Annotated in this window: 1 protein-coding gene and 1 pseudogene; both read right to left on the minus strand. The window is 58.9% G+C overall.

Features of this window, described 5'->3' with window-relative positions; all coding sequences use genetic code 11:
* Nucleotides 1-1,631 (minus strand): cell wall protein (locus tag HMPREF1138_RS09250; RefSeq protein WP_238318638.1); only part of this gene is annotated, 1,631 nt, incomplete at its 3' end.
* 246 nt (nt 1,632-1,877) lie between these two features.
* Nucleotides 1,878-2,174: pseudogene (locus tag HMPREF1138_RS11630) on the minus strand (IS30 family transposase); the annotation flags it as partial.

The following is a 2,174-nucleotide window of genomic DNA, read 5'->3' on the forward strand; positions in this document are numbered from 1 at the left end:
GCGGGCTGCGTTGCAGGAGTGGGCGGAACCGATGGCGTTACCGTGGTCGGTGTCGGTGTCGGCGTCGGTGTCGGTGTCGGCGTCGGACCCGGCTTGAAGGACAGTCGTGTCACGTAGGGATGCGACTCGCTGGTCGTGTACTTCAGGGGGTGCTTCATGAGCGGAGCTTCATCCCACCCGGCAGAAGGGCCGAACACGGATATCCTCCACCCGGCGCTCAGAGGGATGCCCGACGGGGGACATGCGGGCGACGGGGGATCGAAAAGTGTTCCAACAACAGAACGAGGAACGGCCGGTTCGACAGTGTCGTCGTCGCCCATAGTCGGAGGGCATGCGGGTGAAGGCCACCCAGGCCTGACCACGGCACCGAGTTGTTTGTCGACAACAACCGAGATGATTCCCTGCGTGAGGTGATCGATCTGGTAATCCGTATCGGCAGTTGCGGATTCAGTGAAGGCAATCTTCTTAATGGTGATCACCGCTTCGCCGTGAAGCGCAGCCATCGCGTCCTTGAGGTCTTCGATGGTGGTGATCTGACCGGGGGTATCGACGTCAACGGTAACCGTTGCTCTCTGTCCGTTAACTGCCACTGTCGTCGCTGAGAAGCCCTGGGGAAGCCCGGTTACCGAGATGGCCGAGGGGTCAGAGAACTTCAGCTGCGTAGGAAGAGTGATCTGCGTTGTGAAGCCCAAGTGAGCATTCCTCAGGCCAAAATCGTCGAAAGCGTTGGGAGTCTCGTCGTATTTCTGGAGGAGATCCGCAATGCGTCCGCCGCGAAGGTCGTCCAGGTGAACGACGTTCTCGATGGTCAGAAGCGAGTTCTTACTCTCGGCGTGGATCTCTTCCTTCTGAGTTGGGGGATTCTCATCGATACCGATCTTAAAATCGGTACCGATTATCGGGTCATCACCGTTGACCGGAAGGGAGCCGAAAACATTCTTGTACTTGTAAATACCCGTCAAGCGATCCGCCGACAACTCCCAAGTGGAGAATTCGTAGTCGGGAATTCCTGCGGGCTGGAAGAAGTTCGGCCCGGTCTTCGGGGGCTGCAAGTTGTGGCCGTCCTCTTCATCAACCCAGCGCGTTGTCCTGGTCGGTGCGGACGCGAAGCAGTCGGTAGGCGACTCCGCCAGCGTCAGGGTCTTCCTGTCGAAGTCAAAGACCTGGGCGGGGGTGGTCGGAGATTCGAAGAAATTGAACGTACCTGTCACGGTAACCTGTTCGCTGGCCAGTCGAGTAGCTTCCGTGGGGTCAGTGGTGCCAACGGCATAGGGGACCTGGACCTTGATCGTGTGCTGGCCGGGGTTGGCTTTTTCTGCATCGTAGATATCGAGCAGCTGCTGCCAACTCAGATCCTTGAGCTGGATGTTCGCAGTGACCCGTGTGCTGTCATCGTTGGGGGAGAACGAGGTGTAGGCGAGCAGTGATGAGGTAGATTTCGCGCGAGACGTCCCCAACGTGACCGCATCAGGGGCACTCACGGTCAGTGTGATATCGGGGTTGTTATTGCTGCCGGAGTCATGAGGGGAGAGTCCCTGTGCAGCCGCAGCGCGGATTTCGGCCTCGTGGCCTGCCAGAAGCGTCGTGACCGGAATGTCCACAATGACGGTACCGTGATAGGTTGTGATCACAGGGGTGGCATTGCACACAGTCGTGCTTGTCGACGAGACGTATTGTGAGAGGGTGAAGGGCTCGGGATCGGCTTGTGCGCTGCGAGGCACAAAGATTGTGAGGGTACCTGCAGCGAGTAGCGCCAAACCAGCACCCGTAGCCAGAACTCTCCGGCTTTTCCTCATGATGTTCCCCAATCGCTGGCGTGCGGATGATTTATGGTTTTTCAGTATACACATTGTCGATAAGAAGTACATCGGGCGGTGTCAATGGGTGGTAGCAATGAGTTCGTTGAATGCTTGGGTAGGGGTGGGGTAGTCGAGGGGGCTCTGGGGGCAGTTGCCTGGCTTGTAGGCGATGGCGTCGAGGTAGGGTTGGTGGCTGGCGATGGGGGTTCCTGTGGGCAGGCCCTGGATGCGGCGTGTGAGTGCGACGGATCTGATCGGCTTTCCGACCCAGGGGCAAGGCCGCGATGATCAGGAAGCAGGTCGTGTGCTCAACCAGGCTCGATGCTTGCGCTGGCCCCGTCTTGGCCGATGATCGGGTCACCTTCCCAGCTGCCC

The sequence above is a fragment of the Actinomyces sp. ICM58 genome (assembly GCF_000283035.1).
Lineage (GTDB): Bacteria > Actinomycetota > Actinomycetes > Actinomycetales > Actinomycetaceae > Pauljensenia.